A 5467-nucleotide genomic window follows, 5' to 3' on the forward strand; every position below is an offset into this window, starting at 1 on the left:
CCCCTGATTGATCATGCCGTCGTCGCATAGCCTCACCACCCAAGCAGGCGCTCACGCACGAGTTGTTGCCGAGCCGAAAAAGATTGTCCAACCGGCAAAGACCCGTCGAATCGACGACGGCATGATCAATCAGGGGAGTTCCCATGACCGATTTTGACCAGAACAAGAACTCCGACGCCGAGCACAAGGCCGCTATCCGCAAGTCGCTTGTCGGCTGGGCGGTGTTCATCGCGGGAACGCTGATCTTCTTCGCCGCCGCCGACACGGTGTTGATGCCATAGGCGAGCCGCTGCTGGGTATGCCGGCCTTGAGCCGTTCTCCTCGCCTCCCAGCAGCAATAGTTCGAAACTTCAGACGATCCAGCTAGCGCCTAAAGCGTCCGCTTTGCGCTGAACTGATGGTAAGCCCACAGGACGACCACCGCGCCAACCACCGCGACGATCAGGCTGTAGATGTTGAGGCCGGTGACGCCCGACGCGCCGAAGGCACTGAAGATCAGGCCGCCGACAATGGCGCCGACGATGCCGAGCACGATATCCATGATCATGCCCTGGCCGGTCTTGTTGACGATCTTGCTGCCGATGAAGCCGGCGACCACGCCGAGAATGATCCAGCTGATGATACCCATTTTTTTCCTCTCCATCCCCCGCCAGCCGGACATTTTCATATGATTGTCAAAACCTCAAGCCAGCTTGAAATTCCGCCCGAATGCTCCATTGTTGAGCAGGGTCGGGCTTGGTCGCTATGGAGGATCCACTATGGGACTTTTTGACAATGCCGTTCCCGGCGGCAACATCACCAAACCACTGATGATCGCGCTCGGCGCATTGCTGGTCGGAAAAATGCTGAGCGGCAGAAGTGCCGAACAGCCCGAGCAGTCTCCCGCTCCTGCTCCAACCGGCCCCGCCCCGACGGAAACCACGTCCGCCGATGGCGGCCTGGTTGGCGGATTGGGCGGCCTGCTCGACAAGCTCAGAAATGCCGGCCATGGCAATGCCGCGGATTCCTGGGTCGGCACCGGCCAAAACCAGCCGATCAACGCCAATGATCTCGGCACTGCAATCGGACCGCAGATCATACGCGAGATCGCGCAACGGACCGGAATGGACGAGCAGGAACTGCTCAAGCAACTGTCCACGGCCTTGCCCGGCATCGTCGACAAGCTGACGCCGAACGGCCAGGTGCCGCAGCAGCACCAGGTCGCATCCGCGTTCAACAGCTAGCGCGTCGCGGACACCGCGATTGGAGCACTGCGCCTGGTGCGCGGTGTTTCGGTTTGCCGGGGATGAGTGTCTGGAGCGGGTAGCGGGAATCGAACCCGCATATTCAGCTTGGAAGGCTGCTGCTCTACCACTGAGCTATACCCGCGCCGTTCCTGAAGTACCGGATTCACCCGAAAAGCGCCATGCACTTTTCGGTCCGATTCTTTTCGCGTTTCAGGGCTTCCGGGCCGGCAGTGGTGGAGAGGGTTGGATTCGAACCAACGTAAGCTAAGCTAACGGATTTACAGTCCGTCCCCTTTAACCACTCGGGCACCTCTCCAGTCTGCCGCCGGAGCCATGCAACGAGGCATTCGCGCCAATCCGGACCCGAGTTATGTGTTCTCCGAAACCAGCGCAGCGCCTTATGGCGGCAAGCCCATTGGGTGTCAACCGCGCAACAAGGGTTTTTCGATGTTGTTCGCCGGCTGCGACGACGGGCCATATCCATGGCCGGAGGACACGGCTATAGAAGCCAGCCATGAGCGATAAAACCAACACTCCCAAAGACACCCATTACGCCAAGCTGCGCCGCGCCTATCGCGACGAGAAAAGCGGCGGCGCGCCGGCGTTCAGGCCCCGACAGCCGGTTCCGCCGGGCGAAAATGCCGCGGACGGCCTGGTGCGGCTCTATGGCCTGCACACGGTGCGCGCCGCACTCGACAATCCGCGCCGCAAGATCAGAAGGATGCTGGTGACGCGCAACGCGGCCGAGCGCCTGGAAATCGCCGATCTCGCCGCCCTGCCCTTCAAGACGGAACTGGTCGAACCCAGGGACATCGACAAGATCACCGGATCGGACGCCGTGCATCAGGGTGTGCTGATCGAGGCCGAGCCGCTGAAACCGAAGCGGCTTGACGCTCTTGGCGATGCAAAGCTGGTTCTGGTGCTCGATCAGGTCACCGACCCGCACAATGTCGGCGCCATCCTGCGCTCGGCGGTCGCCTTTGGCGCTGGCGCGCTGATCACCACGGCCCGCCACAGCCCGCAGGAATCGGGTGTGCTGGCGAAATCCGCCTCCGGTGCGCTGGAGCACATCGATCAGATCGAGGTGAAGAACCTCGCCGACGCGCTCGGCCAGCTGCACGAGGCCGGCTTCCGCACCATCGGGCTTGATTCGGACGCACCTGCGGAACTCGAAAAGAGCTTTGCCGGAGAAAAGATCGCGCTGGTGCTGGGCGCCGAAGGCAAGGGCCTGCGCCAGAAGACACGCGAAACGGTGACGACTCTGGCGCGGCTCGACATGCCCGGCGCGATCCATTCGCTCAACGTGTCGAATGCCGCGGCGATCAGCCTTTACGTGGCGCGGACATTTTTGAAGCGCGGCTGAGCCAGAAACAGCAGAAACATCTCGAAACGAGAAACGGGTTCCAGCGACAGACGCCGGAACCCGTTCTTCGATGGGCCAAGAGTTGGCGGCTTGGGAACGTTGCGCCGCCCTCTCCCGACCTATGCCGCTTTGCCCCGGGTGTCGGCTGCCTCGCTGCCGACCTCGAAATTGGCCATCCGCTCCAGCGCCCTGACCAGCGCCGAATGATCCTCCTTGGCGCCGCCATTGGCCGCGCAGGAATTGAAAAGCTGCTGCGTGGTGGACGTGTTGGGCAGCGACACGCCCAGCGCCTTCGCGCCCTCCAGCGCGAGGTTCAAATCCTTCTGGTGCAGTTCGATGCGGAAACCCGGCGCGAAGGTGCGCTTGACCATGCGCTCGCCATGCACTTCCAGAATGCGCGACGCCGCCAGGCCGCCCATCAGCGCCTGCCGGACCTTGGCCGGATCGGCGCCGGCTTTCGATGCAAAAACAAGCGCTTCGGCGACGGCTTCAATGGTCAGCGCGACAACGATCTGGTTGGCCACCTTGGTGGTCTGGCCAACGCCGTTGAGCCCGACCAGGGTGATGTTCTTGCCCATCTTCTCGAAGATGGGTTTGGCGCGGTCGAAGGGTTTTTCCTCGCCGCCGACCATGATGGTGAGGGATGCCGCCTTGGCGCCAACCTCGCCGCCCGAGACCGGGGCGTCGAGATAGTCGCAGCCCAGACCGTTGATTTTCCCAGCAAAAATCTTGGTCTCGATCGGCGAGATCGAGCTCATATCGATGACCAGCTTGCCCTTCGACAGGCCGGACGCGACGCCATTCTCGCCGAACAGCACATCGGCCACCTGCGGCGTGTCGGGCACCATCAGGATGATGATGTCGGCAGCCTTGGCCACGGCGGCATGGCCGGAAACTGACTTCAGACCCTTGGCGACGAGATCGGCGGCGGGTTTCGATCGATGGTTGCTGGCGATGACCTTGTAGCCGGCGTCGAGCAGATGCCCCGCCATCGGCGCGCCCATGATGCCGAGGCCGATGAAGCCGATGGTTTCCATTGTGGTTCTCCAAATGACTGTGTGAAACGCCCCCTCATCCGGCCCTTCGGGCCACCTTCTCCCCGGTGGGGAGAAGAGGTCGCCAACGGAGGTGCCTGTCTCTTCTCCCCACCGGGGAGAAGGTGGCCCGAAGGGCCGCATGAGGGGGCCTCTAGCGCTTACGCCGCAGCACTTCCCTGCCCGGCCAATTCCCGGAACCATCCCAACCCAGCTTCCGTACCCGCCTTCGGCTTGTACTCAGCCCCGACCCAGCCGGAATAGCCGATGCGGTCGATGTGCTCGTAGAGGAAGGGATAGTTGATCTCGCCCGTCCCCGGCTCGTGACGGCCGGGATTGTCCGCAAGCTGGATATGCGCGATGCGGCCAAGGTTAGCCTCGATGGTACGGGCGAGATCCCCCTCCATGATCTGCATGTGATAGATGTCGTATTGCAGGAACAGGTTCTTTGAGCCGACACGGTCGATCAGCGCCAGGGCTTGGTCCGAGTAGTTGAGGAAGAAGCCCGGAATATCGCGCGTGTTGATCGGCTCGATCAACAGCCTGATGCCGGCCTGCTCCAGCTTCTCCGCCGCGAAGGCGAGGTTTTCGGCAAAGACATCCTCCAGCACCTTGCGGTCGGCGCCGGCGGGCGCGATGCCGGCCAGGCAATTGACCTGCTGGCAGCCGAGCGCCTGCGCATAGGTGATCGCCTTGGCGATGCCCTGGCGGAATTCCGGCACGCGGTCCGGCAGCACCGCAATGCCACGCTCGCCCTTGCCCCAGTCACCCGCCGGCAGGTTGAACAGCACCTGCGTCAGGCCGTTCTTCTTCAACCGGGCCGCGACGACATCGGGCGCATGGTCATAGGGGCCGATATATTCGACGCCCTTGAAGCCAGCGCGGGCGGCGGCATCGAAACGGTCGAGGAAATCATGCTCGCCAAAGAGCATCGACAGATTGGCTGAAAAACGCGGCATTCTTTTTCTCCTTACTGTTCACCAGCCCAAGGCGTGTCGAGATTCAGGTCAGGCCGAGCCGAAAGCGGTGGCTTGCGAGAACCGGAGCGGAGCGTACTTCAGGTACGTGAGCACCGGAAGCGCAGGAAACTGCCGCTTGCAGGCCGGCCTCACCTGAATATCGGCACGCCTTAGTCCAGCATGACGATCGAAGTCGGCGCATCTTCGTGGCTCTCGGCAAGGTCCTCGAATTCGGTCACCTTGTCGATCTCCGTGCCCATGGAGATGTTGGTGACGCGCTCGAGGATGAATTCGAGCACGACCGGCACCTGATGTTCTTTCATCAGCCGCTGCGCCTCCTTGAAGGCACCCGCGAACTCTTCCGGCTTGCGCACCCTGACCGCCTTGCAGCCCATGGCTTCGGCAACGGCAACGTGGTCGACGCCATAGCCGGCCTCGGGATCGCCTGAGCGGTTGATGTTCTCGAAAGCGAGACTGACCTCGAAATCCATCGAAAAACCGCGCTGCGCCTGGCGGATCAGGCCGAGATAGGCGTTGTTCACCACGACATGCAGATAGGGCAATTTGTGCTGTGCGCCGACCGCCAGTTCCTCGATCATGAACTGGAAATCATAGTCGCCCGACAGCGCCACGATGGTGCGGTCCGGATCGGCGGCGCGAACGCCGAGAGCCGCCGGCAAGGTCCAGCCGAGCGGGCCGGCCTGGCCGCAGTTGATCCAGTTGCGCGGCTTGTAGACATGCAGGAACTGCGCGCCGGCAATCTGCGACAGGCCGATCGTGGTGACATAGGTGACGTCGCGGCCGAACGCCTTGTTCATCTCCTCGTAGACACGCTGCGGCTTCAGCGGCACCTGGTCGAAATGCGTCTTGCGATTCATGGTCTTC

Annotated in this window: 7 protein-coding genes and 2 tRNA genes; 3 read left to right on the forward strand and 6 right to left on the reverse strand. The window is 62.3% G+C overall.

What is annotated here, in order from left to right; all coding sequences use genetic code 11:
• Window positions 1-143 precede the first annotated feature (143 nt).
• On the forward strand, window positions 144-281 hold the full coding sequence (locus EN993_RS37185; RefSeq protein ID WP_164757902.1) for a hypothetical protein: 138 nt from the start codon (window positions 144-146) through the stop codon (window positions 279-281).
• Between the two features lie 89 nt (window positions 282-370).
• Here EN993_RS37185 and EN993_RS30195 read toward each other — a convergent pair whose 3' ends face one another.
• On the reverse strand, window positions 371-628 hold the full coding sequence (locus EN993_RS30195) for a GlsB/YeaQ/YmgE family stress response membrane protein (RefSeq protein WP_109671668.1): 258 nt from the start codon (window positions 626-628) through the stop codon (window positions 371-373).
• Between the two features lie 130 nt (window positions 629-758).
• Between EN993_RS30195 and EN993_RS30200 the strand changes: the two genes are divergently transcribed.
• Entirely contained in the window at window positions 759-1223 is a 465-nt protein-coding gene (locus EN993_RS30200) for a YidB family protein (RefSeq protein WP_109671669.1), read from the forward strand.
• A 71-nt stretch (window positions 1224-1294) separates the two neighbouring features.
• Here EN993_RS30200 and EN993_RS30205 read toward each other — a convergent pair.
• Both EN993_RS30205 and EN993_RS30210 read right to left on the reverse strand, forming a co-directional pair.
• Window positions 1295-1368: transfer RNA gene (locus EN993_RS30205), tRNA-Gly, on the reverse strand.
• An 89-nt stretch (window positions 1369-1457) separates the two neighbouring features.
• Window positions 1458-1542: transfer RNA gene (locus EN993_RS30210), tRNA-Tyr, on the reverse strand.
• A gap of 198 nt (window positions 1543-1740) precedes the next feature.
• Here EN993_RS30210 and EN993_RS30215 point away from each other — a divergent pair.
• The gene (locus EN993_RS30215; protein ID WP_126069220.1) at window positions 1741-2589 is read left to right on the forward strand and encodes an RNA methyltransferase; all 849 of its coding nucleotides are present in this window, start codon (window positions 1741-1743) and stop codon (window positions 2587-2589) included.
• A gap of 119 nt (window positions 2590-2708) precedes the next feature.
• Here EN993_RS30215 and EN993_RS30220 read toward each other — a convergent pair whose 3' ends face one another.
• The 3 genes from EN993_RS30220 to EN993_RS30235 all read right to left on the reverse strand — a co-directional run.
• Complete coding sequence (locus tag EN993_RS30220; protein ID WP_127265610.1) at window positions 2709-3626, reverse strand: 2-hydroxy-3-oxopropionate reductase; 918 nt, start codon at window positions 3624-3626, stop codon at window positions 2709-2711.
• Window positions 3627-3784: 158 nt separating this feature from the next.
• On the reverse strand, window positions 3785-4582 hold the full coding sequence (gene otnI / locus EN993_RS30230) for a 2-oxo-tetronate isomerase (protein WP_127265612.1): 798 nt from the start codon (window positions 4580-4582) through the stop codon (window positions 3785-3787).
• Window positions 4583-4752: 170 nt separating this feature from the next.
• On the reverse strand, window positions 4753-5467 hold a 715-nt coding region (locus EN993_RS30235; RefSeq protein ID WP_245469016.1), incomplete at its 5' end, for a thiamine pyrophosphate-dependent enzyme.

Source organism: Mesorhizobium sp. M7D.F.Ca.US.004.01.2.1 (genome assembly GCF_003997785.1).
Classification (GTDB): Bacteria; Pseudomonadota; Alphaproteobacteria; order Rhizobiales; family Rhizobiaceae; genus Mesorhizobium; species Mesorhizobium loti.

Bases quoted from the DNA above. Each gene is read 5' to 3' on its own strand.
- EN993_RS30195 (WP_109671668.1), bottom strand. From the start codon at position 628: ATGGGTATCATCAGCTGGATCATTCTCGGCGTGGTCGCCGGCTTCATC.
- EN993_RS30200 (WP_109671669.1), top strand. From the start codon at position 759: ATGGGACTTTTTGACAATGCCGTTCCCGGCGGCAACATCACCAAACCA.
- otnI (WP_127265612.1), bottom strand. From the start codon at position 4,582: ATGCCGCGTTTTTCAGCCAATCTGTCGATGCTCTTTGGCGAGCATGAT.
- EN993_RS30220 (WP_127265610.1), bottom strand. From the start codon at position 3,626: ATGGAAACCATCGGCTTCATCGGCCTCGGCATCATGGGCGCGCCGATG.
- EN993_RS30215 (WP_126069220.1), top strand. From the start codon at position 1,741: ATGAGCGATAAAACCAACACTCCCAAAGACACCCATTACGCCAAGCTG.
- EN993_RS37185 (WP_164757902.1), top strand. From the start codon at position 144: ATGACCGATTTTGACCAGAACAAGAACTCCGACGCCGAGCACAAGGCC.